Here is a 24,771-nt window from a genome sequence, read left to right as displayed (position 1 = left end):
ATAACAGTGCTAGTTTCCGGCCACTCTCCCGATGCGCCTGCTCGATCTCACGGCCCGCCCCGCCACCGCCGCTCCCCAGAGCGATCCGCGCGCCCTCCTCGGTGAGACCTACGCGGCCTGCCTCGGGGCCTTCGACGGCATGCACCTCGGCCACCAGGCCCTCGTCCGCCAGGCTCGCGCCCTCGCCCCCAAGGTCGCGGTCGTGACCTTCGAGCCGCGCCCCACCGACATCCTCGCTCCCGACCGCGCCCCGCCGCGGCTCCAGACCCCGGGCCAGCGCGAGCGCGTGTGTCGTGACCTCGGCGTCGACGCGCTCACGGTGCTGCGCTTCGATCGCGAGGTCGCCGGCCTCTCGCCCCAAGCCTTCGTGGATCGCTTCTTGATCGATCTGCTCGCCCCCTCGGCGGTGGTCGTGGGCTACGACTTTCGCTTTGGCGCGCGCCGGGCCGGGGGCACCCCCGAGCTCGCGCAGATGCTCGCCTCGGCGGGGATCGCCTCGGCGGTGGTCGAAGAGATCAGCCTCCCCGACAGCGAGACCAAGCTCGGCTCCACGGCGATCCGCCAGCTCGTGTCGAGCGGCGCGGTCGAGCGCGCCACCGATCTGCTCGGCCGGCTCTACGCCCTCGCCGGGACCGTGGTCCACGGGGCCGCCCGCGGCCGCGGCCTGGGCTTCCCCACCGCCAACGTGCGCAGCACCGGCCTGCTCCCCGCGCCCGGGGTCTACGCCTGCTTCCTGGGCCTGCTCGGCGAGTCCGAGGACGGTGGCCGCTGCGAGCTCGAGCACTGGCCGGCGGTCGCCAACCTCGGCAGCAACCCCACCTTCGACCCGGACTCCGGGGCGCTGCATCTCGAGGTCCACGCCCTCGACGTTCAGCTCGGCGAGCGCCTCTACGACCGCGAGGTCGAGGTCGCCTTCGTCGCCCGGCTGCGAGACGAGCAGCGCTTCGACGGCCCCGAGGCCCTGCGCGCGGCCATCGCCAAAGACATCCAGGACGCCCGGCCGCTGCTCGCCGCGGCGGATCACCTGCGCCACCCCGCGCCGGTTCGCGCCGCGCCCGGCGCCCAGCCGCCACCAAAAAACCCCAACGCCCCCGAGGACGCGCCATGAGAGACGCCATCGCCAGCCCGACCTTGGCCTTGCTCTACCTCGCCCAAGGTCACCCCGAGCGCGCGCGCGCGACCCTCGACGAGGTCCTCGGGACCGAGCCCGAGAACGGCCACGCCCTCGCCCTGCTCGAGCGCCTCCAGCCGCCGCCGGCACCTCGCGTCGAGCTGCACTTCATCCCGGGGGCGATCGCCGACGCCGGCGAGATCGAGCTGCGCTGGTCCGTGCCCCCGGCCTACGTCGACGCCACCGGCCTCGCCGCCGAGGCCCTCCACCTCGCCCTCGGCATCGCCCGCCCGCGGGAGCACGCCGGGCTGCGCTTCACCTCGCTGCGCTGCGCCGCCTTCGAGGGCACCCACCGCCTGCCCTCGCGCCTGGGGCCCGCCGCCCTCGCTGTCTCGCTCGTCGCCGCGCGCCCTGGTGAGGATCTGCGCGTGCTCGCCGTCGCCGAGTTGCTGAGCTGGTAGCCGCGCGGCTGGCCGCCCTGGCCACCGTGCGCTCCAATTGCTACCGTCGCCGCCCATGGCGGATACGCACAAGCTCTTTCGCGGCGTGCTCACGGCCCTCGTGACCCCCATGCACGAGGACGGCCGCGTCGACGACGAGGCCCTCGTCAAGCTGGTCGAGGCCCAGCTGGCCGCCGGCGTCCACGGCCTGGTGCCCTGCGGGACCACCGGCGAGGCCACGACCTTGTCCCACGCCGAGCACATCCACGTGGTCGAGGTCGTGACCCGCGCTGTCGCGGGCCGCGTGCCCGTGCTCGCGGGCGCCGGCTCCAACTCCACCCGCGAGGCCATCGAGCTCACCCGGGCGTGCAAGGAGCTCGGCGTCGACGGCACCTTGCAGGTCGTCCCCTACTACAACAAGCCGCCCCAGGCCGGTCTGATCCGCCACTTCGAGGCCATCGCCGACGCCGTCGACCTGCCGATCGTCCTCTACAATGTGCCCAGCCGCACGGTCCGCGACCTGCTCCCGGAGACCGTCGGCGTGCTCGCGCGCCACCCCAACATCGTGGGCATCAAGGAGGCCACGGGCGACATGCACCGGGCCGTCGAGGTCCGCGAGGCCGCCGGCGAGGAATTTTGCCTGCTCTCCGGCGACGACTTCACCATGCTGCCCTTCTTCGCCGTGGGCGGCGACGGGATCATCTCGGTGGTCTCCAACCCCGCGCCCAAGCTGGTCGTCGATCTCTTCGCCGCGACCTGCGAGGGCGACCTCCCGCGCGCGCAGCTGCTCAACCGCCAGCAGCTCCAGCTCACCCGCCTGCTCTTCACCGAGCCCAACCCGATCCCCGCCAAGGCCACGACCATGCGCCTGGGCCTCGGCGGGCCCACGGTCCGCTCGCCCCTCGTCCCCCTCGACCCCGACGCCCCGCTCCAGGCTCAGCTCGACGCCTGCATGCGCGAGCTCGGCCTGATCGCCTGACCCCTTCCTCTACTCCCTGCTCCTCAGGACTGACCTCGTGAACACCCGCATGATCTCCATCATCATCGTCGGCGCCCGCGGGCGCATGGGCACTGCCCTGATCCGCGAAGTCATGGACTCCGACGACCTCACCCTCGGGGCCTGCGTCGACCGCTCGGGCGGCCCCGGCATCGGCCAGGACGCCGGGCGGCTGATCGGCCGCTCCGAGCTCGGCGTGCTCGTCACCGACGAGCTCAAGCCCCGCCGGGGCAGCGTCGTCGTCGACTTCTCCCTGCCCAAGGCGACCGAAAACAACGTGCGCCGCTGCGTCGAGGCCGGCGTCCCGCTGATCATCGGGACCACCGGGCTCAGCGCGGACCAGGAGAGGCTGCTGGCCGAGTGCGGCGAGCACATCCCGATCGTCTACGCCGCCAACTTCTCCGTGGGCGTGACCTTGCTGCTCCAACTCGCCGGCGTGGCCGCGGCCGCCCTCGGCCCCGACTGGGAGGCCGAGATCTTCGAGCTCCACCACCGCCACAAGCGCGACGCCCCCTCGGGCACGGCCCTGCGCATCGGCCAGGCCGTCGCCGAGGCCAGCGATCGCGTGTTCTCCGACGTTGCGATGCTCAACCGCGCTGGCGGCAACGCCGTGCGCACCCGCGACGAGATCGGCGTCACCTCGCTGCGCGGCGGCGACTCGGTCGGCGAGCACACTTTGATGTTCCTCGGCGAGGGTGAGCGCATCGAGCTCGCACACCGCTCCGGCGACCGCAGCATCTTTGCCCGCGGCGCCCTGCGGGCCGCCCGCTGGTCTCTGGCCCAAGAGCCCGGGCTCTACGACATGTTCGACGTGCTCGGGCTCTGAGCCCCGCGCCATCGCTCGGGCTCTGAGCCCGCGCCATCGCTCGGACCCCGACACCGACCCCGACCCCGACCCCGACCCCGACACCGCCGCGCCAGCCTCTCGCGCATGCTGGCGCGCGGAGGTGTCCATGTCCGAGTTCCCCGGAGCGCGCGCGCTTGGGGCACCATCATCGCGTGACCCTGGGATCTCGCGCCCCTCTCTGGCAGCTCGACGCCGCCCTCGACCGCCTGCTCACCGCCGAGCGCGAGGACCCCGTCCGCGCCACTCGCTCGCCCGAGGACCTGCGCGCCGAGCTCGGCGACCTGCGCCCGCCCGCCCACGGCCGCCCGGATCACGAGGTCCTCGCCGCCCTCGAGCGGCTGATCCGGCTCAGCCCCGCGACCTGCTCGCCGCGCTTTTTCAACCTGCTCTTCGCCGGGAGGATCCCCGCGGCCGCGGCCGCCGACATGCTCGCCGCCTTCGCCAACCACACGATGCACACCTTCAAGGTGGCGGGTCCCATGGTCCTGGTCGAGGCCGAGCTGCTCGAGCACATGCTCGAGATCGTCGGCTTCGCCGAGGGCGAGGGCAGCTTCGCCCCCGGCGGCTCGCTCTCCAACCTCCTGGCCATGGCGATCGCCCGCAACCACGCCCAGCCCGAGGCCCTCGACCACGGCTGCGCCGGCGCCCGGGCGCGGATCTACAGCTCCGCCGAAGACCACTACTCGATCGCCAAAAACGCCGGCCTGCTCGGCATCGGCCGGGCCAACGTCGTCCCCATCGAGGTCGACGACCGCGGCCGCATGCGCGTCGACGCCCTGCACCACGCGATCGCGGAGGACCGCGCCCGCGGCTATCTCCCCGCGATGATCAACGCCACCGCCGGCACCACCGTGCGCGGCGAATTCGACCCCATCGACGCCCTCGCCGAGCTCGCCGCCGAGCTCGACTTGTGGCTGCACGTCGACGCCTGCCTCGGCGGCGCCCTGCTGCTCAGCCCCGACGCCCGCCACCACCTCCAGGGCATCGAGCGCGTCGACAGCCTGACCTGGGACGCCCACAAGATGATGGGCGTCCCCGTGACCTGCTCTGCCCTGCTCCTGCGCGATCGCGGCCACCTCGCCCGCAACCTCGACGTCGCCGCCAACTACCTCTTTCAGGCCGACGGCGCCCTCAACCCCGGCCGCCGCTCCCTCCAGTGCGGCCGCCGCAACGACGCCCTCAAGCTCTGGGCCGCCTGGCAGTCCCTGGGCGACGAGGGCTACGCCGCCCGCGTCGACCGCCAGCTCGCCCTCACCCGCCACGCCGCCGCCCACATCCAAGCCGCCCCCGACCTCGACCTCTACCAGCCTCCCGCCTCCACCAACGTCTGCTTCACCCACCGCCGCGCCACCCCCCAGGCCCTCACCGCCGCCTTGCGCGAGCAACAGCGCGCCCTGGTCAGCCACGCCCAGATCGGCCCCACCCCCGTCATCCGCCTCGCCTGCCTCGACCCCGACATCGACGACACCGACATCGACACCTTCTTCGCCGAGCTCGACACCGTCGCCGCCGCCCTCCCGACCTGAGCTCGCTCGTACGCGAGCACCTGCGCTCTCTCCAGCCAGCCCCTCAGTCCTCCGGCCACAGCCCGTCGAGCTCGAGCTCGATCGCCTCGAAGGGCTCGACACGCACGCGCTCCCCCGCACAAAAATCACGCACGAAACGGTAGCCCTGCCCCTCGAGCCGATAGAGCTCGAGGACCTTGGCGACGGGATCGATCAGCCAGACGTTGTAGACGCCCTCGCGCGCGTAGACCGGCAGCTTGACCTTGCGATCCATTCGCGCCGTGGACCTGGAGAGCACCTCACACACCCAGTCCGGCGCCAACGCCACGAAGGCCGTCTTCGGCCGAGTGGGCATCCGATCCCGCCGCCACCCCGCGAGATCCGGGACCAAAATGTTCTTCCCAAAGTGTAGCTCCGGCTCATGGACGATCACCCACCCGCCAGGGTCACCACCACCATCGAAAGCGCCCCCCACCGAGATCGTCAGCCGCGTCGACGTCGTGGCGTGGGGAAAAGCCGGCCGCGGGCTCAAATACAGCACACCATCGATGATCTCGGCGATCACCTCAGGCCGCGCGTCGAGCACGTCCTGATACGTCGCGCCCCCACCGACGCGCTCGGGGCCGTCAGCGCCATCAGGGCGCTCGGGGCGATCGGGGCGCTCGGGGCGATCGGGGCGCTCGGGGCGATCGGACGACATATCCAGCGGAATGATAACGCCAATGAACCTAGTCCGATACGAAGTCACCGAAACATCCATGCCCTACCCCCTGCTCCTGCTCGAAATCCTGCGTTTCGCGAATACTTTCGCGACGAGTCGCGACATATCTGCACTCTTCTCGACTTCGGCGGGAATGTCGCGACCGGAGCCGCCCCACCACCTTCGCCCGTTTTCTGCCTCGCGTCCCATGATTCAAGCAGTCCGCCCATGTAGTCGTCGCTTTCCCCCAAAGTGATCCCGAGAAAACAAAACCACGCCCACCTGCCCCCCAAGACCAAGAAGACCCACGCGGCTCACCTCCCCGAAAGCAGCTCAATCCTCGAGACGACGCCTCCAGCCACCCCCTCCACTCACCGAGACGGAGCCCCTCCACTCCCCGGGCCAGAGCCCTGAGCCTGCCCCAGGACGGAGCCCCTCCACTCCCCGGGGCGGAACCTCTCCCCGCACGACGACGCGCGCACAAAAGGGGCTGCAGGGGACCCTCTGGGCGAGTTTAGCGAACGTACCCGCCCTTCGACGCACATCTCTCCCCCAAAACAAGCCAATCGCCCTACGCAGATACGGCCGCAGTCAGCGATCTGTTTGAGCCCAGAGGGTCCCCTGCTGACCCGTGCGCGCCCTCGCCGGCCGAGATCCCTCTCGCAAAAAGACCAGGATCCCTTCTCGCAAAAAGACCAGGATCCCCTCACAAAAGACCCGGGGCAGAGCCCCTCCACTCCCCGGGGCGGAACCTCTCCCCGCACGACGACGCGCGCACAAAAGGGGCAGCAGGGGACCCTCTGGGCGAGTTTAGCGAACGTACCCGCCCTTCGACGCACATCTCTCCCCCAAAACAAGCCAATCGCCCTACGCAGATACGGCCGCAGTCAGCGATCTGTTTGAGCCCAGAGGGTCCCCTGCTGACCCGTGCGCGCCCTCGCCGGCCGAGATCCCTCTCGCAAAAAGACCAGGATCCCCTCTCACAAAAAGACCCTCTCACAAAAACCAAAGAAAAACCCCGAGACCCAAAAGCCCCGGGGCATCCAATCACCAGCTCCGCCCCTCACCCCACAAACGCCCGATTCGGCGTCCACAACACCCGAGTCCGAGCCGGCTCCACCACCGCCGGCGCCCGCCGCTTCTCCCCACCAGAAGCCGAGGGAGCAGCCCCCCGCGCCACCTTCGTCGCCATCGTCTCCTCCGCCGCCTTCACCACCTTCTCCGGCGACACCGTGATGTGGTGCTCGAGGTTGATGTTCTGGGGGATCCCAGGCACGGGGTCCTGCCCCAGCACCCGCGTGACCACCGGCTCCCCCCACTGCGCCGCCGCCTCGACCACCTGGCCCTGGAGTTCGCGCCCGAGGCTCGAGAACACCCGGTCCTCGTGGACCACCAGGAGCCGCCCCGTCTTGCGCACCGAGGCCAGCACCGTCTCCATGTCCGGCGGCACGATCGTGCGCAGGTCGATCATCTCGACGTCCACGCCGCGCTCGCTCAGGGTCTCGATCGCCTCCTTCACGAAGAGCGTGCACCGCCCCCAGGTGACGATGGTCAGGTCCTTGCCCTCGCGGCGGATCGCCGCCTTGCCCAGGGGCACGCGGAAGTCCTTGGGCAGGTCGGGGATCAGCCCGCGCATGCCGATGGCCTGCTTGAGGCGCTTGACCTCCTCGGGGTCCGAGGGCTCGCCGGGGAAGGCCTCGCCCAGGGCCATGCGATACAGACCCTTGGACTCGAACACCACCACCGGGCCGGTGTACTCGGCCGCCGAGCGCAGCAGGCCGTAGAAGTCCCGCGAGGTCGTGGGCGCGATGATCGTCAGGCCGGGGATCGCCCCGTAGAAGCCCTCCATGCACATCGAGTGATAGACGGCCCCGCCGTGGAGCGGCTCGACCGGCAGGCGGGTGATCACGTTGGCGCGCAGCGTGCCGTTGCTGGTCCACAGCAGGTTGCCCATGTAGACCAGCCAGTGCAGCGTGTTGAGGCTGTAGTCCGAGAACTGGATCTCGGGCAGGGCCGTGGCGCCCTCGTGCAGGCCAAAGCCCACCGCGGTGCCCAAGATCAGCGGCTCGTTGATCGGCGCGTCGCGGATCTGCTCGGGGAAGCGCTCCCAAAGCCCCTTGGTCGCCTGCATGACCCCGCCGCGCTCGGCCACGTCCTGGCCGTAGATCCACGTCATCGGGTTGTCCTCGAGGATGTCGCGCATCGCCGCCCGGATCGCGCCGTTGAGCGAGATGACCGTCTCGCGGCCGACCGCCGGCGGCTCCACGGCCGCGGGGTAGGGGTCGTAGATGTGCTCGTAGATCGTGTCGTAGCTGGGCTCGGGCTCCGACTCCGACTGGTTGATCGTGCCCACGATGTAGTCGTCGGCGCGCTGGCAGATCTCGCCGAGGTCGTAGCGCTTGTAGAAGTCGCCGCGGGTCTGATCGTTGCGCCGGACGATGTCCCCCGCGCCGAGGATCCCGCGCTCGACCAGCGCCTCGCCGAAGTCGAGCAGGCAGTCGTGGGCGTCGAAGTCGAAGTTATAGTCGCCAGCGTTGGAGTGGCCGTTGAGCCGCGAGAGGTTGCGGATCCACATCAGCGCCGGGCGCTGCTGGTCGCGGCAGTAGATCGCCGCAGCCTTGGTCACGGTGTAGACCTCGAGGAAGTCGTTGCCGTCGGCCGTGAAGAAGGCCAGGTCGAAGGCCTTGGCGTAGGCCTCGAGGTCGTGGAGGCCGCGGCCGTCCTTGGGCTTGACGCTGATCGCCACGTTGTTGTCGGTGACGCAGACCAGCACCGGGACCTGGAGGATCGAGGCCCCCGTCACGCCCTCGTGGAAGTCGCTCTCGGCCATGGTCCCGTCGCCGACCACGGAGACCACCACGCCGTCTTGCTGACCGCGCTGCTGCAGGCCGCGGGCGTAGCCGACGGCCTTGCCCAGCTGCATGCCCAGGGCGCTCTGGGCCGGCAGCGTGTTGAGCTGCAGGTCGTTGAAGTGCGAGGTCATCTGACGCCCGCCGCTCCACGGGTCGGTGGCCCGGGACAGCTGCTGGCGCATGTGGTCGAGGTGAAAGTCCGGGTAGCCACGCAGCCGCGACCACATCGACAGCAGCCCCGCCGAGCGATAGTGCCCGGAGATCCCGAAGGCGTCGGGGTTGACCACCTCGCTGTAGGCGATGGCCTGGGCCGCGCCGTGGAGCTCCTCGCCGGGGCCCCAGATCGCGAACTTGATCTTGCCCTTGGAGCACTCCTGGACCACGCGCTCGACGTGGCAGCGAGCCCTGCACATCTCCTCGTAGACCTGCCGCAAGAGATCGGGGGTCAGCGAAGGGTGCTGGTCGAGCGTCGTCAGCGGGTACTTGGCGGCCATCTGCCGGGGAAAGTAAGCGATCACCGGTGAGGGGTAAACCGGTGCGCACGCCGCTCACGCTGCCGTGAGACAGCGCGCGAACCCAACTTCACAGCCGAGATCGACGACCCAGGACGCCGCTCGCGGCGTTGCGCTTGGCGCTACTGGCGAGGCCAGCCGTTGCCGCCGCCATGGGGCGGCTGTCCGCCTTGCTGCGGATAGCCCTGCTGCGCCTGACCCTGCTGCGGGTAGCCCTGCTGCGGCTGTCCGCCTTGCTGCGGATAGCCCTGCTGCGGATAGCCCTGCTGCACCTGCCCACCTTGCTGCGGGTAACCCTGCTGCGGGTAGCCCTGCTGCTGCGGCTGTCCGCCTTGCTGCGGATAGCCCTGCTGCTGGTAACCCTGCTGCTGCGGGTAACCCTGCTGCGCCTGCTGCTGCGGGTAACCCTGCTGCTGCGGGTAACCCTGCTGCGCCTGCTGCTGGTAGCCCTGCTGCGCCTGCTGCTGATAGCCCTGCTGCGCCTGCTGCTGGTAACCCTGCTGCGCCTGCTGCTGGTAACCCTGCTGCTGCGGGTAACCCTGCTGCGCCTGCTGCTGGTAAGCCTGCTGCGCCTGGGCTTGCCCCGCGTTGGGGTCGGCGTCACCGACGTCGTTGATCCCCGCCTCGAAGCGCTCGATCCCCTTGGCCATCAGGTCGTCCACGTCGAGGCCCTGAGCCTCGGCCATGTCCACGTAGAGATCGAAGCCGACCACGGCGAGCAAGGTCATGACCACGCCGGAGCCGGCCTGCGTGAGCAAGTTGATGATCCCCGCGGACAGATAGTCGCTGAATAGCCCAAAGAGGAAAGAGAGCAGCCCCCCGACGATCCCAACCGCGATCATCCCCGCGAGGCCCACGAGGCAGATCAGCAGGACCTTGGCCCAGTCGCGCTTGAAGTACTCGAGCGAGCCCAGGTTGATGGCGAGCAGCCGCTTGTTCTCGACGAAGAACATCGGGACGATGAAGAAGCCCAGGGCGATGCCCGGGACGATCAGGAAGATCGAGCCGAGCCCGGCGATGAAGCCGGCGAGGGCGAAGTTGACCCACACGGGGATCGGCGACTTGAACGCGGTCTTCCACGCGTCCACGGCCGTGACCGGCTGACCCATGCGCTGCTTGATCACGAAGTAGCCGAGCGCGGCCGCCGAGATCGGGCCGGCGATCAGCGTGACCAGGCCCATGAGCCCGGCGAAGATCGACCCGACCACCGGGATCCAGCCAAAGACGAGGTTGACCAGGGCGGTGACGATGGTCACCGCGGCGAAGGTCAGCAGCGCCTGGACCAAGTTGGGCTGGAGGCGCCCCCAGCCCGTGGTGAAGCGCTGCTTGAGCTCGCCCTGACCCGCGCTGGCGCCAGCGGCGACCTGCTGACCACCCTGGTACACGGCCTGGCCAACTTGATGCCCAACCTGACCGACTTGCTGACCGACTTGCTGACCAAATTGCTGACCGGCCTGCTGCGCCTGCTGCCCTGCCTGGGCGGCAAAGCCAGCGCCGGCCTGGGCGCCGTAGCCTCCAGCCCCGGCCTGCGAGCCACCTGGTGACGGCAGCCCCGGGCCGCCCTGCATGGCGCCGGCCTGCGGCGGACCGCCCGTCGGCGCGACCCCGGGCTTGGGCATCGCCGGCATCATCATGGTCCCGCCGGCCGTGGCCTGAGCGATCGCGGCCTGCTTGAGCAAGATCATGCTCCCGCCCATGCGCACCGGCTGCTCGGCTTCGAGCTGCTTGGGCGCGTAGAGGCGCTGGCCGTAGTTGTCGAAGGAGCCGTTGGTCGAGCCGAGGTCGCGGAAGGTCAACCTGCTGCCGTCCCAGCGCAGCTCGGCGTGGCGGCCCGAGGTCTGCGGGTCGCCAAGCACGATATCCCCCTGCTCACGGCCGATGACCACCACCGGCTGATCGAAGGTCCGAACCTCGGGGGCCCGGTTGGCATAGCGGATCTCGAGGGTGTAGGGCATGGACCCGGCGAGTGTCTCGCCCTTGGCGGCCGCCTACAACCAGATAGCCCGCGAACTTCGGGTGAAGTTCGGACCAATTGACGCTTGGGGCGGCCGGGCATACGCAGTTTTCTGATGACGAAGCGCCGCGGACGCGGCCTGACTCGCGGGTCAGCCGGCTCCTCCCCTGCTCCTCCCCCCATCCCCCACCCTCCCCGTGGACCCCGAGCGGCGAGCCCGGACCCAGCGACGGGGATCGGGGCAGCGGCGACTCCAGATTTCACCACCCATGTCCGCGTCCACCGGCGAGCGTCGGCCATGCCCGACGCATGGTCGGCTCGGGAACGCCCACCCCTGCGCGACATCAATGAACATCGCTCAGCGAGTCGACTGCTTGACCCGGGCAATCTCGACGACAGACTGCACTCGATTGTCCAGGAGTGCCATGTCCGAAATCTTCAAGTGGAAACGGGTCGACAACATTCTAATCGGCGTTACGACCAATGGCGTGCTGACAGACGAGATATGGGATCCCTTCACGGACGCCCTCGATCACGAGCCGATCAATAAATATCTGGGGGTCAGCCTCGGCACGTTGCGTGTCTCGGGCGCCCAGCGCCGGCGGGGCGCCGAGATCCTCAAGCGCCGCAAGATCGCCGCGTTCGTCGTCACCGATGATCGACTCATTCGCGGGATCGCTACCGCCGTGGGGTGGCTGGGCGCCAACACCAAGGCCTATCCGCTCCAGGATCTCCCGACCGTCATCGAGTCGCTGCACGCCGAGCCTCGAGTGCACCTACAGGCGATGGCGGCGTTCGAGGAGCTCTCTGCCCAGCTGGGCGAATTTCCCCGCCTACAGCCGACCTTCAGCGCGCACTAGGAGCCCGTGGTGGAACCCAGCGCGGCTCCTCGCGCCGGGGTTTTCGTCGAGGGCGCGAAGCCAAAACGCCGCTGTACCGGGCGTACCGCAAGTTTTGGCGACAACGCCATCGGCGGAAGGACCAAGCGAGGTGTCGTGTTGGGTTTCGCCACGGGCTCCTAGGACTACTTGGTCAGATGGGGATCGACAACGATCCCCAGCTGTGATCTGCTGCGGGGGTGACTCCAGAACAAATCTCCCGGGTGGGGGCCGAACTCGAGGAGTTTCTCGGCTACATCACTCATCAGATGGGTCGCAGCGAGCGGCGCGAGGCCCTCGCCAACTACATGCGTGGGCTTCTCCTCGATGGCGAGCGCAAGAGCATGGTGCCCATCGCTCAGCGCCTCGCAGCCGCGCCCGGTGACAGCGAAGCCATCCGCCAGCGACTCCAGCAGGCGATCACGATCGCTGATTGGGACGAGTGGGAGCTGTTTCGCCGACTCGCCCTGCGCGTCGAGGACAAGCTCCCGGGCCTCGACGCCTTCGTCATCGACGACACCGGCTTCCCCAAGAAGGGCAAGCACTCCGTCGGGGTACAGCGTCAGTACTCGGGGACGATGGGCCGCGTCGACAATTGCCAGGTCGCAGCAAGCCTCCACCTCGCCAGCGAGGCGGGCGGCGCTTGCATCGGCATGCGCTTGTTTCTTCCCGAGGTCTGGGCCAACGACCCAAGGCGCCGGACCAAGGCAGGCGTCCCCGAGGAGCTCTCCCATCAAACGAAGCTCGAGCTCGGCCTCGGCATGCTCGACCGCGCCCTCGAATGGGGGCTCGCGCCTCGACCGGTGCTCGCCGACGCGGCCTACGGCGACTCGACGGAATTCCGCAAGGGACTCGAAGAACGCGGGCTCCACTACGTACTGCGCATCTCCGGCAACGCGGTCGTATGGCCGCCAGGGACGTGCCCGAGCCCTCCTCCGTCCAAAGCTCCCGGCACCAGGGGGCGGCCACGAACAAAGTGGGTCTCCCCCGAAGGAGTCGAGCCCGTCTCGGTCGAAGAGCTGGCGAAGAGCTTGCCTGCCAGGCGCTTCCGTCACGTCGAATGGCGCCACGGGACGCGCGGGCCTCAGCGGCGGCGCTTCGCGGTGCTACGCATCCGAACCGCGCACCGGCATCGGTCAGGGCACCCACCGGGTGAAGTGCAGTGGCTGCTGTGTGAGTGGTCCTACAAGAAGAAGGAGCCAACCGCGTTTTATTTGTCGAACTTGCCCGCGAAGACCACGGTCAAGAGGCTGGTCTACCTGGCCAAGCTTCGCTGGCGGATCGAACGGGACTACCAGGAGATGAAAGGGGAGCTCGGCCTCGACCACTTCGAGGGACGAACATGGCGAGGCTTCCACCACCACGTCGCCCTGGTCGCCGCGGCTCACGCCTTTCTCACGCTCCACCGCGTGATTTTTTCCCCGGAGGACCCGGAGGCGGAAAGCACAGCGAGCCGAGCCGGGGCTGACCATCCAGGCATTCCGAGCGTTGCTACAAGTGGTCCTGCTTCACTTGCTGGGTCACTGTCCCATGTGCGGACGTGACATCGACCCACGGGGGCCACCGATCAGGCCCTCGCGGATGTGATCAAGTCGTACTAGAGCGGCGATCAGTTTGAATTGTTAATAGATTCCGATCGCTTAGCGGCGCGGTTCGACAACGTCTGGCGGTCGTGATCCCGTAGGCCTCGCACGAGGCCACGCATGACGCTCCCCCGCTGGAACCCTCCCGTCACTCTGTCTCCCCGCGAAGCCCGCATCCGCAAGCGCGTCGGCAAGAAGCGCAAGCTGTTTGGCTTCCTGTGTGACCACCGGCTCGAGCTGTTCGACGACGACTTCCAAGCCGAACTCGAGCAGATGTACCGCGACACCGGAGCCGGGAAGAACCCGATGCCGCCCGCACTGCTCGCCATGGCCCTACTGCTTCAGGGCTACTCCAACGCGTCGGACTCGGAGGCCGTCGAACTCGCCGCCTGTGATGCTCGATGGCAGCTGGTCCTCGGCTGCCTTGGTTGCGATGACCCGCCGTTTTCCCAGGGCTCGCTGTTCAACTTCCGCGAGCGGCTCATCGCTCACGACATGGACCGCAAGCTGCTCGAGCGCACTCGGGAGCTCGCCAAGCGAACTGGCGCCTTCGACTTCAAGAAGCTGCCCAAGAAGCTCGACGTCGCCGTGGACTCGAGCCCGCTTCGAGGTGCGGGTCGGGTCGAGGACACCTTCAACCTCCTCGCTCACGCGGCGTGGAAGGTCGTGCTGTGCGTCGCCGAGCTACGCGCTCGACCGGCGGAGCTGCTCGTCGACGAGCTCGGCATCCCGCTGCTCGCGGAGCCGAGCATCAAGAAGGCGCTCGATATCGACTGGTCCAACCCTGCGGCCAAGAGCGCGGCGTTGAACCGTTTGCTCGGACAGATTGAGACGCTCGAACAGTGGGTCGAGACGAACCTGTCGAGCGAGAGCAGCAAGCCTCCGTTGCAAGACCAGCTCGCGCTACTCGAGCAGCTACGTGGACAGGATCTCGAGCCCGACCCCGACCGTGGAGGCCAGCGCATCAAGCGGGGCGTGGCGAAAGACCGGCGTGTGTCCGTCGAGGACCCCGACATGCGTCACGGTCGCAAGACCAAGACGAAGTCCTTCAACGGATACAAGCGCCACGTCGTCGTCAGTCTTCACACCAAGCTCATCCTCGCTGTGACGGTGGCTCCGGCGAACCAGCCGGAGAAAGACAGCCTCCCCACGCTCGTCGACCGAGTCGAACATCTGGGCCTCGAACTCGCGAGCCTGCACTTCGACCGGGGCTACATCGAGAGCTCGGACGTCCCCGAACTCGTGGCCAGCGGCGTCGAGGTCATCTGCAAGCCATGGCGGCAGTCCAACGGCGACAAATTCGCCAAGACCGACTTCAGCCTCGACTTCGCCAGCCAGACGGTGACCTGCCCAGGGGGACAGACCCAACCCATGCTCCTCGGCGAGAGCGCCCGCTTCGAGGCTGATGTCTGCAACGCCTGCGAGCTCAAGCCCAAGTGCACGACCTCGGACCGGGGCCGAGGCCTCCGAATCGCCGCCAACGAGCCGTTGCAAGCGAAACTACGGGTCCTCCAACGAGCACCGCGCGGACGCGCGCGACTGCGACAGCGCGTCGTCGTCGAGCATACGCTCGCTCATGTCGGCCAGCGCCAAGGCAACCGAGCTCGCTACCTCGGCATACGCAAGAATGAGTACGACTCCACGCGAGCGGCAGTGCTCGTCAATCTGCAGGTCATCCAGCATGAGCTGGAGTGCCCGAAGCTGGCAAATGCGGCGTAGCTCACCGAATTCAAACTGGTCGCCGCTCTAGAGCGGCGCCAAGACGATCGTCAGCTCGCCAGCGCCAGGCTCGAGCTCACCGGCGCCAAACTGCCCAGGCCGAGCCGCGACCACGACCCACGGGCCGTCTCCCGACCAATGCTCGAGGGTCATACGACCCGCGCTGTCCGTGAGCGTGAGCGTGTCCCAGCCCTTGCTCCAATCGACGCGCACAGGCAGCTCGTCGACCCCGAACATTGGCCTGCCGAGCTCGACGATGGCCCTGGCCACGGGCACGCCATCCGCGTCGACGACCCGCACGCGCGGCGCCGACGAGCCGCGCGCGTCCCCGCTCAGCTCGACATGCCGGGTGCCTCCCGCGACGACCTCGACCCTCGTGGCGCGCGAGTCGTCACAGCTCGGGTAGTCGTCGAGCGCGAGGACATGTTCGCCCACGGGCGCGACCTCGAACACCGCTCGACTCTCGGCGTCGAGCATCTCGCGTGCGTTCCACGGCGCCGCGTCCCCGGCAAACCGGCTGTCACAGCGCCGAGCGCCGACCCCTCGCCCAACCGCGCCCCCGCTGACGTGGACCTCGATGCGCCCGCTCGGCGGCAGTTCGAAGCGAGCCGTGGTGACCGGCGCGTCCGCGATCGTGAAGACCAGCGGCGCGCCAACTTCGCCCCACCCCGAGACCGCGAGCTCGTAGGCGCCGCGGGGCAGTCCGCCGAGCTCGAAGCGCCCCTCGGCGTCGGTCTCGGCGCCCTCGTCGAGCGCCGCGAAGTCATCGACCCGATGCCCGGGCTCGCGCTCGCCCGCATCGAGCTCGCGCGCCTGCGCCCAGACGCGCTGATGCGCGAGCGGCTGGCCCGTGGCGTCGAGCAAGCGACCACGCAGCGCGCGACCGCGCTCGAGCCCGAGCGTGGGGATCTCGGCCTTCGACCTGCCCGTGGCGATCGCCTCGTAGGGCGGCATCCCGACCAGGCCGGGGCACGAGAGCCCGAGAACCCGGTAGCGACCCTCGACCACGGGCGCGTCGAGCAGCCCCTCGTGATCGGTCCAAAAGTAGATGCCGACCCTCGAGCCCTCGCCTTCGTCACGCCCGACTCGGACGAGGCAGCCCGCCGCCGGCTCACCTCGCGCGTCGACGAAGCGCGCGCGCAGGGGCTCCAGCGGCGTGTCGAGCACGATCCTCAGCCCCTCGTGGGTCGCAGCAAAGTCGACGTAGACCGTCTCCATCCCACCGCGCTGATCGCTCGCAGCGACCAGCGTGTACTCGCCAGGCATGAGCTGCGCGAGCCTGAATTCGCCGTGCTCGTCGGTCAGCGTGGCGTTGCGGGGAAAGCCGTAGCTCGCGCCCCAGCGGCTGACGTGCGCGACCCGAACCCCGGCGACCGGCCTGCGCCAGCGATCGACCACCTTCCCCGTGATCACCGATTCGGGCAGCAGCAGGGCGCGCTCATCGTCGCGCGGGATCATCTGCGCGTAGCCTGGCGCGCTCACGCTGATGCTCGCCGCCTCGCTCGTCCACAGCGTGTAGCGGCCGTGCGCGTCGGTGATCGACCTCGCCCCGACCCTCGTCCCTCTACCGAGCGGCAGCATCGCTTCGACCATGGCGCCCGCGACCGGCTCGCCCTCGAGATCTTCGAGCGTCCCCGAGAACCTTCGGCCACCACGCCTCAGCGCTAGCTCGACCGCCCCGGGCGTCGCCCCCACCCGGAGCACGACGTCCTCGGTGCTCGGCAAGTACCCCTGGGCCGAGGCCACGATCCCCCAGATTCCCGGCGCGAGCGCCAGCGCGAAGCCGCCCGAGTCATCGGAGAGCGTACAAACCGGCGCGACGGCTTGCGCACGCACGACTCGCTCGTTGGGACCCCGGTTCCACGCGCACACGCTGGCGCCGGCGAGCGCCTCGCCACCTTCGCCCCCCTCGCCCCCCTCGCCCCCCTCGCCCCCCTCGCCACGGATCGCCCCCTTCACCTCGATCGGCACAGGCGCCGGCTCGGCCGCCGCGCCGCGCCGCGCCTCGCACCCGGTGCTCGCCAGGCATGTCGTCGTGAGCAGCAGCGCCGTGACGATTCGAGCCATCCATCTCATGTTCGAGTGCATTGTAGCGCCCTCGACTCGAGCGAGACCCGCGCCATTCCCCGGCGAAGCCGAGCGCGCGACCTTCCCGCGTCAGCTCCGCCTGTCTTCCCCCTACACTTGGTGTCCAACGGCACCCGGACTGCCCGACATATGAACAATCGGATCCCATCTACAACAAAGCGAGCATTCACAACCTCACGAGAATCACAACTCACCCATCATATTTTCACTCCAAATCATCGCGGAGAGAATCTACAATATTTCATCTAGGAGTCGTCATGTCCGAGAACTTCACGTGGAAACGAGTCGACGATATTCTCGTCACCGTTGCGACCGATGGCATACTCCCCAAAGAGGCATGGGATCAGTTCATCGACGCCCTCGAGCGCGAGCCAGTCACCAAATATCTCGCCATCAGCCTGGGCACCATCAACCTCTCTGGCGCCCAGCGCAGGCAGGGCGCCGAGATCCTCAAGCGGCGCGAGATCACCTCGTTCATCATCACGGACGACCGCCTCGTCCGCGGGATCGCGATCGCCGTGAGCTGGCTGGGCGCCAACGCCAAGGCCTTCCCGCTCAAGGAGCTGCCGAGCGTCGTGGAGTCCCTCCACGCCGAGTCCCAGGTTCACCAACAGACCATGGCGACGCTCGAGGAGCTGACCGAGCGGCTGGGGAAGGCCAGCAACCTACAGCCGAGCGCCTGAGCGCCGAGTGAACCGGGTTGGGCGCTCAGAAGTGGTGGTCCTCGATGAACTGCGTCGGCGAGATGAAGCCGTCTTGGTAGTAACCACAGCCCATCGGCGTGTAGTAGTAGGGCTCCTCGGCCAGGGTGTCGACGTCGCTGGGGCCGCCCGCGTCATAGCCACAGATCGACCCGCCGCTGTTCGCCGCCGAGACGTCGCATAGGGTCTTCGACAGCAGCACGTAGTGCATGTGGGTGTTGGTCGAGGAGCCGCCGTCCAGACACAGCGCCCAGTCGCGCACGCTGGTGATCTGCTGGCCGCGCACGACCTGGTCGCCCGTGGACACGATCGGCGGGTTGACGTGGCCATAGAACGAGCAGACCGAGCCGCCCTCGCCGTCGTCGTGCTCGATCAAGACCACGTTCTTGTAGCTGCTCCCGTTGCTCCCCGCGTAGCGGACGACGCCGTCGGCGACGGCGTAGACCGGGGCGTTGATGCCGGCCACGCCACCGCCCGGCGCGGCGATGTCCTGGGCGAGGTGGCGGCCGCTGTAGGCGCTCCAGTAGTGGCCGAGGACCTGCCAGACCTGCCAGCCGCCGGCGGGGTAGCTGGTCTTGTCGCCCACGGGGTAGCCAAAGCCGCCGCCGCCGCCGCCCGTGGTCGTCGTGCTCCCACCGTCGACCCCGCCGCAGCAGACCTCGCAGTCGTAGGTGGGCGTGCCCTGGCCGTTGCAGGCCCCGTTTTCGTTCCACTCGCAGTTGGCCCAGTCCCAGCCCTGGAGCCCCGCGTACTCGCCACAAGAGGGCCCCGAGCAGCACAGATCGCAGTCGTCGGAGACGACACCATCTCCCTCGCAGATCCCGTTGCCGTTGTCGCAGTAGTAGGTGCCCCAGCCCTGATCGCTGGCGTAGGACGAGCACGGCGGGCCGCCGTTGTCCCCGCCATCGGAGGTGTTGGGGACGCCGCCATCCTCCTCGCTGCTCGAGTCCCCGGACTCGCTCGAGCTCGACTCGCTCGAGCTCCCCGTGTCCTCGGCGGTGGTCGTGCCGGTGCTCGACTCGCCCCCCGTGCTCGTCCCCGAGCTCTCGCCGCTGCCGCCTTCGAGGCTGTCGCTGGTGTCGATCTCGTCGGCCCCGTCCGCGCCCACGGAGCTCACCGAGTCCGCGGTGAAGCCAAAGCTCTCGCGCGAGCCGCCGCCCGGGCTACAGGCGGCGAGCGTGACGACGAAGACAACGGGCAGGTTCGACGCGAGCGAGCAGGTGCGCATGGCGGCACCACGCTAACACCGCCACAGCAGCTTGGGATCCAAGCGCAGCGGTCGGCCTCTACCCCGGACCGGTCAGTTCTCCATCCACGTCACGAGAATTTCATAGGCGAGGTCTTCACTCGTCGCCGCGGGCGAGGCCGCGTAGGGCCGCATGCGCTCGGCCGCGAAGGCCTGGCGCTCGGTGAGGCCAGCGCCAGACTTGGTCAGGCCCAGCGCCCCGATCAGCGCGAGGATCCGCTCGTGGACGAGGGAGTCCTCGGCCGTGAATTCGGCCGCCGCGAGGGCCTGCATCCGCGGCCCGTCGCGGCGCAGGGCGGCGTCGAAGAGCTCGACACCGCGATGAACCGGATCCGTGACCGACTCGGAGCGCGCGGTCTCGAGGACCTCGGCCCAAAAGTCCGTGTCCTCGAGGCGGATCCACGGCGCGGCCTCGTAGTAGACCCCGTAGACGGCGTCGAGCCAGGCCTTGGCCGTGGCGGGATCACCCGGCGACTCGGCCAGGTTGTCGCGCTGGGTGAAGTAGCTGTCGATCGCCGCCGAGCCGGCGTAGCTGCGGTGATCGTCGAGCTCGAACAGGCGCATCGAAAAGAGCGCGCGCTCGGGCTCCTCGAGCACGTGCTCGTCGGTGCGGCGATCCGGGATGCGCTCGTCGTACTCGTAGGGGGCGCGCTCGAGGCCGCCGAAGATCTCGGCGATCGGCAGCGGGATGAAGCGCAGCTCGAGCATGGCCTCGGCCGAACGCCGGAAGAAGCGCGCCTTCTCGGCCCCGGTGTCGAGCAGCGGGTGGGTGTCGCGGTTGGGCTCGACGCCGCGCAGGTAGGGCCGCAAGAGCTCGTCGTTGGCGACGAGCAGCGCGTCGATCTGGCTGACGTGCCCGATGCCCAGCAAGGCGGCGTCGGCCTTCAGCTCGGGCCAGTCCGAGAGCGGCGCGGCGGACAGCCGCCCGACCCCGTCCTCCTGCTTGCTGGCGAGGATCAGCCAGTCGCGGTCGCCCACGCGGTAGACCCGGTAGTCGGCGAAGCGGCTGTCGAGGGCGGCGAACACCGAGAGCAGCAGCTCGTCGGAGAGCTCGTAGCCGTGGACCCACTGGCACAGCAGCCCGTCGTCCTTCAGGTAGCGCGAGATCTCCTCGTAGAATTCGACGGTGAACAGGCTCGAGACCCCGGCCACCCAGGGGTTGGAGGGCTCCGAGACGATCACGTCGTAGTGGGCCTCGGCGGCGGCGAAGTAGGCCTTGGCGTCATCGAAGATGATGTGGCTGCGCGGGTCCTCGAAGGTCCGGCGGTTGACCGGGTGGAAGAACCTGGCGCCCTCGGCCATGTAGGGCTCGATCTCCACGGTGTCGAGGCGCTCGATGTTGGGCGAGGCGAGCAGCGTGTGGCTCGACAGCCCCGAGCCCATGCCGATGGTCGCGACCTGGGTCGCCTGCGGGCGGGCGAGCTGAGGGATGATCCCGAGCAGCAGCTGGGTCGGCTCGTCGCCGGCCAGGCTCGGCCCCTCGTGCTTCTCGCGGCCCTCGGGCCAGCGCTCCGTGCGGATCGAGGCGTCGGGCTTCCCGTTGGTGAACAGCGTGTGATAGCCCTCGCGCTCGACGTCGCGGGTGACGGTGACCGTGGCCGTGCGCCCGTCGACGTGCATCAGCAGCTGGTAGTCCTCGTGCATCTTTGTCGTCCCGCGGCGAAACACGCCGGCGGCGAGGATGCGCGGGTTGACGTCCATGACCCCAAAGCCGATCACCGCCGCCGAGACCGTGGCCACGGTCGTCGAGCGGACCAGGCGCTTGACCTTGACGTCGGGGCGCAGCGACTGCTCGCGGGTCACCAGCCACACGCCGAGGACCATGTCGATCATCGCGCCGAGCACGATCACCGCCTTGAGGCCGATCAGCGGGAGCAAGAGCAGGCCCGCGCTCACGGCCCCGATGATCGAGCCCAGCGTGTTCACGCCGTAGACCCGGCCGACGGCGGCCTCGGGCTGGCCGCGGCGCAAGAGCACGTGGGTGACCAGGGGCAAGGTCATGCCGGCGCAGAAGGTGGCCGGGAGCATGATGCCCAGGCAGATCAGGTAGCGGGCGGCGTTGAAGAGCATCCACAGCGCCTCGGTCCGCTCGCCGTCCATGTACTCGGCGCTGAGCCAAAACACCCCGCCGATGCCGAGCACCCCCAGGCGATACAGGGGGATGGTCGCGATGGCGCACACGCCCATGATCAGCTGGATCAGCCCCAGGCTCAGCTCGGGGCGCTCGAACTTGTCCATGCGCTTGCGGACCCACAGCCCGCCCAGGGCCAGGCCGAGCACGAACACCGAGAGCATGACCTCGAAGGAGTGGGTCGCCGAGCCCAGGACCATGGACAGCATGCGGATCCACCCGATCTCGTACATGAACGAGCTCAGCCCCGTGCCCAGAGCGACGAGCAACATCATGGTGACCAGGCCGGGGCGCACGTCCTCGACGGCCTTGGCCGCGGCGGCGTCGGCCGCGTCGGCGGCCGCGACCGCCTCGCGGGTGTTGCCCAGGCGCAGCTCGCTGTCTTCGCCGTCACCATCCTCGCCGGTATCGCCGGTATCGCCGGTATTGCCGGTATCGCCGGTATCGCCGGTATCGCCGTCCTTCCCGGCGCCCTCGAGCGGCGCGTCGGCCTCGCGCCCGCGCTCGCGCAGGCAGACCGCCATGATCCCCAAGTTGAGGGCCGCGGCGGCGACCAGGGTCCCCGGCAGGCCCAGGGCCGGGACCAACAAGAAGCCCGAGAGCAGCGCGCCCAGCGAGGCGCCGAAGCTGTTCGAGAAGTACAAGAAGCTGAGGATCTCGCCGGAGCGCTCACGGTCGCGGCGCAAGATCCCCACGCTCATCAGCGGGAAGGTCGTGCCCAGGAGCACGCAGGGGATCGCGATCAACAGCCCCGCCGCGGTCCACTTGATCACCGCGACCCCCGGTCCGCCGCCCACCGCCGGGAACAGCCCGTCGTAGCAAAGCCGGGTGACGCCCGCGTAGAGCCAGGGGAAGACCAGCGCGTAGAGGCCGATCAGGCCTTCGACCATCCCGTAGGCGAGCACCGGCTTGTGGACCCGCGCGCTGATCCGACCCGCGAGCAGCGAGCCCAGGGACATGCCGCCCATGAACAGCGCCAGCACCAGGATCTGGGCCGTCGCCGCGCTGCCCACGAAGAGCTTGAGATAGCGCGACCACAGCGACTCGTAGAGGAGACCGCTGATGCCAGAGAGGAAGAAGAGGAGGAAGAGGTGCCGCGAGCGGCCCATAGCGGCGGAGCATACTGGCATTTCCCCCGCCCTCGGGGCTGCGCTTGTGTACAGTGAGTTCGCGCAGTCCTCGTCTTTGCTTGCCAAGGCTCGCCTCGCGGTCCACACTCCTCTCACGACTTAGTGTCGTTCGTACACAAAGACTCCGCCACGGAAGTCGCCACGGACACCGCCATGAACGAGCACCAGCCCACCGGTCTACAGACCGACCTCTACCAGCTGACCATGGCCCAGGGCTACTGGAAGCTGGGCCGCGCCGACGAGGAGGCCGTCTTTCACCTAGGCTTTCGCAAGCACCCCTTCGCGGGCGGCTACGCCCTGGCCTGCGGCCTCGAGCAGGCCGTCGAGCTGATCGAGGGCCTCGGCTACTCGCCGGCCCAGCGCGACTTTTTGGCCTCTTTGTGCGGCAACGACGGCCGCCCCCTCTTCGACCCCGGCTTCCTCGACTGGCTGGGCGAGCTGCGCCCGAGCGTCGACCTCGACGCCATGGCCGAGGGCACGGCCTGCTTCGCGCACGAGCCGCTGCTGCGCGTGCGCGGGCCGTTGATCCAGTGCCAGCTGCTCGAGACGGCGCTGCTCACGATCATCAATTTTCAGACCCTGATCGCCACCAAGGCCGCGCGCACCGTCGCCGCCGCGCGCGGGGGCGCGGTGCTCGAGTTTGGGCTGCGCCGGGCCCAGGGCCTCGACGGCGGGCTCTCGGCCAGCCGCGCGGCCTACCTGGGCGGCTGCGCGGCTACCTCCAACGTCGCCGCCGCGGCGCGCTTTGGCATCCCGGTCCGGGGCACCCACGCCCACGCCTGGGTGATGTCCTTCACCGAAGAGCGCGAGGCCTTCGCGGGCTACGCCGCGGCCATGCCCAACAACTGCGTGTTCCTGGTCGACACCTACGACACCGCGCGCGGCGTCGACCGGGCGATCGCGGCCGGCCTCGAGCTGCGCGCCAAGGGCCACGAGATGATCGGCATACGCCTCGACTCCGGCGACCTCGCGAGCTTGTCCAAGGACGCGCGCGCGCCTCGACGCCGCCGGCTTCCCCGACGCCAAGATCATCGCCAGCAACGACCTCGACGAGCGGCGGATCAGCGCGCTGATCGACGCGGGCGCGGCCATCGACATGTGGGGCGTGGGCACCCGCCTGGTCACCGGTCACCCCCAGCCCGCGCTGGGCGGGGTCTACAAGCTCTCGGCCCTGCGCGCCCCCGGCGAGGCCGGCTGGCGGCGCATGGTCAAGCTCTCGGATACGCCGATCAAGACGTCGACGCCGGGGATCCTCCAGGTCCGGCGGCTGCGCGAGCGCGCGACCGGGATGGCCCGCCTCGACGTGGTCTACGACGAGGACTTTGGCCCGCCCCCGCCCTGCTCCAACTCGAACGGCCCCAAGACAGCGATGGCCGCGAACATCGACCCGCTCCGCGACGAGCAGGTCGAACTGCCCACGCTCGGCGAAGGCGGCGAGGCGGTCGCCGAGGACCTGCTCCAGCCGATCCTCCGCGCTGGCGCCCGCGTGTGGACGCCCCCGCCGATCACCGAGAGCCGCGAGCGCGCCCTCGCCGAGCTCGCCAGCTTGCCCGCGGCCGTGCGCGACCTCGACGAGCCCGCCACCTACCCCGTCGCCATCGAGTCTCGCCTGGCCGCGTGCAAGCGCGAGCTGATCGCCCGCATGCGCGCGCACTGAGCCCTCCGTCATGACCGTCAGCTACGAGCACCCCCGCCCCGCCCTGAGCGTCGACTGCGTGGTCTTTGGTCTCGACGACGAGCTCCAGGTCCTGCTGATCCGCCGCGGCATCGAGCCCTTCGCCGGTCAGTGGGCCCTGCCCGGCGGCTTCGTCCACCTCGACGAGACCCTCGAGCAGGCGGCGCTGCGCGAGCTCAACGAAGAGACCGGCCTCGAGCGCGTGTTCTTCGAGCAGCTCTACACCTTCGGCGACGTCGACCGAGACCCCCGCGAGCGCGTCGTCACCGTCGCCTACTACGCCCTGGTCAAGCTCTCGGATCACAAGGTCCGCGCGGCCACGGACGCCACCGACGCGGCCTGGTTCGCGGTCAGCGATCTGCCCGAGCTGGCCTTCGACCACGCCGAGATCTTCGAGACCGCCCGCCAGCGCCTGCGCAACAAGGTCCGCTATCAACCCCTGGGCTTCGAGCTGCTCCCGCGCAAGTTCACCTTGACCCAGCTCCAGCGCATGTACGAGGTCATCCTCGAGCGCCCCCTCGACAAGCGAAACTTCCGCAAGAAGATCCTCGGCATGGACCTGCTCGTCGCCCTCGACGAGGTCGAGAAGGACGTCGCCCATCGGGCGGCGCGGCTCTACAAGTTCGACGACCGCCGCTACCGCAAGCTGGCCAAGCAGGGCTTCTCCTTCGAGATCTGACGCGCACGATTTTTCTCCACACA

Annotated in this window: 17 protein-coding genes and 1 pseudogene; 12 read left to right on the top strand and 6 right to left on the bottom strand. The window is 69.2% G+C overall.

Going from position 1 to position 24,771, the window contains the following annotated elements; all coding sequences use genetic code 11:
- The first annotated feature begins 31 nt into the window (after positions 1-31).
- The 5 genes from ribF to G6O69_RS15080 all read left to right on the top strand — a co-directional run bounded on the left by ribF (position 32) and on the right by G6O69_RS15080 (position 4,921).
- Entirely contained in the window at positions 32-1,108 is a 1,077-nt protein-coding gene (ribF, locus tag G6O69_RS15100; RefSeq protein WP_172304202.1) for a riboflavin biosynthesis protein RibF, read from the top strand.
- A complete protein-coding gene (locus G6O69_RS15095) occupies positions 1,105-1,572 on the top strand; it encodes a hypothetical protein (protein ID WP_172304201.1) in 468 nt (155 codons plus the stop codon). Before ribF ends, G6O69_RS15095 begins: the two co-directional genes overlap by 4 nt.
- Positions 1,573-1,627: 55 nt before the next feature.
- On the top strand, positions 1,628-2,530 hold the full coding sequence (gene dapA / locus G6O69_RS15090) for a 4-hydroxy-tetrahydrodipicolinate synthase (RefSeq protein ID WP_172304200.1): 903 nt from the start codon (positions 1,628-1,630) through the stop codon (positions 2,528-2,530).
- 37 nt (positions 2,531-2,567) lie between these two features.
- Positions 2,568-3,374, top strand: coding sequence for a 4-hydroxy-tetrahydrodipicolinate reductase (gene dapB / locus G6O69_RS15085; RefSeq protein WP_217909837.1), 807 nt, complete (start codon positions 2,568-2,570; stop codon positions 3,372-3,374).
- A gap of 173 nt (positions 3,375-3,547) precedes the next feature.
- Positions 3,548-4,921 carry an aminotransferase class V-fold PLP-dependent enzyme gene (locus G6O69_RS15080; RefSeq protein WP_172304199.1) on the top strand — a complete coding sequence of 458 codons (1,374 nt, stop codon included), beginning with the start codon at positions 3,548-3,550 and terminating at the stop codon, positions 4,919-4,921.
- A 43-nt stretch (positions 4,922-4,964) separates the two neighbouring features.
- On the opposite strand, the gene G6O69_RS15075 is transcribed toward G6O69_RS15080, so the two are convergent.
- The 3 genes from G6O69_RS15075 to G6O69_RS15065 all read right to left on the bottom strand — a co-directional run bounded on the left by G6O69_RS15075 (position 4,965) and on the right by G6O69_RS15065 (position 10,919).
- Positions 4,965-5,600 carry a Uma2 family endonuclease gene (locus tag G6O69_RS15075; protein ID WP_172304198.1) on the bottom strand — a complete coding sequence of 212 codons (636 nt, stop codon included), beginning with the start codon at positions 5,598-5,600 and terminating at the stop codon, positions 4,965-4,967.
- 1,063 nt (positions 5,601-6,663) lie between these two features.
- Positions 6,664-8,946: a thiamine pyrophosphate-dependent enzyme gene (locus tag G6O69_RS15070; RefSeq protein WP_172304197.1), complete on the bottom strand. Its 2,283-nt coding sequence runs from the start codon at positions 8,944-8,946 to the stop codon at positions 6,664-6,666.
- A gap of 140 nt (positions 8,947-9,086) precedes the next feature.
- Positions 9,087-10,919 (bottom strand): FHA domain-containing protein, encoded by a 1,833-nt coding sequence (locus G6O69_RS15065; protein WP_172304196.1) that lies wholly within the window; start codon positions 10,917-10,919, stop codon positions 9,087-9,089.
- 487 nt (positions 10,920-11,406) lie between these two features.
- Between G6O69_RS15065 and G6O69_RS15060 the strand changes: the two genes are divergently transcribed.
- The 3 genes from G6O69_RS15060 to G6O69_RS15050 all read left to right on the top strand — a co-directional run bounded on the left by G6O69_RS15060 (position 11,407) and on the right by G6O69_RS15050 (position 15,098).
- Positions 11,407-11,778, top strand: a complete 372-nt coding sequence (locus G6O69_RS15060) for a hypothetical protein (RefSeq protein ID WP_176396847.1) — start codon at positions 11,407-11,409, stop codon at positions 11,776-11,778.
- Between the two features lie 218 nt (positions 11,779-11,996).
- Entirely contained in the window at positions 11,997-13,340 is a 1,344-nt protein-coding gene (locus tag G6O69_RS15055) for an IS701 family transposase (RefSeq protein ID WP_172302544.1), read from the top strand.
- Between the two features lie 159 nt (positions 13,341-13,499).
- On the top strand, positions 13,500-15,098 hold the full coding sequence (locus G6O69_RS15050; protein WP_172304194.1) for an IS1182 family transposase: 1,599 nt from the start codon (positions 13,500-13,502) through the stop codon (positions 15,096-15,098).
- A 27-nt stretch (positions 15,099-15,125) separates the two neighbouring features.
- Here the strand turns inward: G6O69_RS15050 and G6O69_RS15045 are convergent, their stop codons facing one another.
- Positions 15,126-17,165 (bottom strand): carboxypeptidase-like regulatory domain-containing protein, encoded by a 2,040-nt coding sequence (locus G6O69_RS15045; protein ID WP_172304193.1) that lies wholly within the window; start codon positions 17,163-17,165, stop codon positions 15,126-15,128.
- Positions 17,166-17,443: 278 nt separating this feature from the next.
- On the opposite strand from G6O69_RS15045, the gene G6O69_RS15040 reads away from it, so the two are divergent.
- Positions 17,444-17,869 carry a hypothetical protein gene (locus G6O69_RS15040; RefSeq protein WP_172304192.1) on the top strand — a complete coding sequence of 142 codons (426 nt, stop codon included), beginning with the start codon at positions 17,444-17,446 and terminating at the stop codon, positions 17,867-17,869.
- Positions 17,870-17,894: 25 nt separating this feature from the next.
- Here G6O69_RS15040 and G6O69_RS15035 read toward each other — a convergent pair whose 3' ends face one another.
- Positions 17,895-19,115 (bottom strand): M23 family metallopeptidase, encoded by a 1,221-nt coding sequence (locus G6O69_RS15035; RefSeq protein ID WP_172304191.1) that lies wholly within the window; start codon positions 19,113-19,115, stop codon positions 17,895-17,897.
- A gap of 72 nt (positions 19,116-19,187) precedes the next feature.
- Positions 19,188-22,373: a hypothetical protein gene (locus G6O69_RS15030; RefSeq protein ID WP_172304190.1), complete on the bottom strand. Its 3,186-nt coding sequence runs from the start codon at positions 22,371-22,373 to the stop codon at positions 19,188-19,190.
- A 174-nt stretch (positions 22,374-22,547) separates the two neighbouring features.
- Between G6O69_RS15030 and pncB the strand changes: the two are divergent.
- The 3 genes and pseudogenes from pncB to G6O69_RS15020 form a co-directional block, all read left to right on the top strand.
- Positions 22,548-23,330, top strand: a pseudogene (gene pncB, locus G6O69_RS40180) (nicotinate phosphoribosyltransferase); the annotation flags it as partial.
- A 160-nt stretch (positions 23,331-23,490) separates the two neighbouring features.
- Positions 23,491-24,051 carry a hypothetical protein gene (locus G6O69_RS42150; RefSeq protein ID WP_346017145.1) on the top strand — a complete coding sequence of 187 codons (561 nt, stop codon included), beginning with the start codon at positions 23,491-23,493 and terminating at the stop codon, positions 24,049-24,051.
- A gap of 10 nt (positions 24,052-24,061) precedes the next feature.
- Positions 24,062-24,748 carry an NUDIX domain-containing protein gene (locus G6O69_RS15020; protein WP_172304189.1) on the top strand — a complete coding sequence of 229 codons (687 nt, stop codon included), beginning with the start codon at positions 24,062-24,064 and terminating at the stop codon, positions 24,746-24,748.
- Positions 24,749-24,771: the final 23 nt, after the last annotated feature.

The sequence above is a fragment of the Pseudenhygromyxa sp. WMMC2535 genome (assembly GCF_011083025.2).
This window is presented reverse-complemented; position numbering and strand designations above follow the sequence as displayed.